At 34.3% G+C, this 674-nt stretch carries 2 protein-coding genes; both read left to right on the top strand.

All coding sequences use genetic code 11. The annotated features are described in order from the left end of the window. Positions 1-72 precede the first annotated feature (72 nt). On the top strand, positions 73-342 hold the full coding sequence (locus LC455_RS31065) for a CPCC family cysteine-rich protein (protein WP_223596802.1): 270 nt from the start codon (positions 73-75) through the stop codon (positions 340-342). Positions 343-370: 28 nt separating this feature from the next. After that, positions 371-667, top strand: a complete 297-nt coding sequence (locus LC455_RS31060) for a barstar family protein (protein WP_223596800.1) — start codon at positions 371-373, stop codon at positions 665-667. Positions 668-674: the final 7 nt, after the last annotated feature.

The raw sequence follows: 674 nt of genomic DNA, 5'->3' as shown, positions 1-674 counted from the left end.
ACTAACGGGGCAGGTTAGTTGAACAAGGAAGCTGATATAATATATAAAAAAAGTGTTGGAACGGTGAAAAAAATGGAGCTATATACTTGCCAATGTTGTGGATATAAAACTCTTACAGAAGGAACACGGGACAGTTATGAAATTTGTGAAGTTTGTTTTTGGGAAGATGATTTTGTACAGAATGAGGACCCAGACTATGAAGGTGGTGCTAATGAAGTATCTTTAAGACAGGCACAATGGAATTTCAAGTTGTTTGGAGCAAGTGAAGTGAGATTTAAAAACAAGGTTGTAAAGCCAAGCATACGGGGTTACTTGAAAGATGAAAATTTCAAATCTCTATAAAAATTATTGAAAATAAGGGGTGTGTTAATTGAATAATGAACGTGAATCAATTGTAACGATTGATGTAAGTAATGTTGAAACTAAGAATCAATTGCATTTACTTCTTAAAGAAAAACTTGAATTCCCAGACTTCTACGGTGAAAATTGGGATGCTTTCTGGGATGCAATTACAGGTCTTGTATCACCCCTACCTAAGAAAATAATTTTTATGGGATGGTCTGAATTAGAAAAAAATCTGCCTCGTGATACTAAAATAATGAAAGAGTGCCTGCGTAATTACAATAATGATTTTCCAAGCTGGAAGAGTGAATTCTTATTCAACTAATGGGTGC

The sequence above is a fragment of the Neobacillus bataviensis genome (assembly GCF_019969725.1).
Note: the sequence above shows the minus strand (reverse complement) of the source record. Positions and strands in the feature narration are given on the sequence as shown.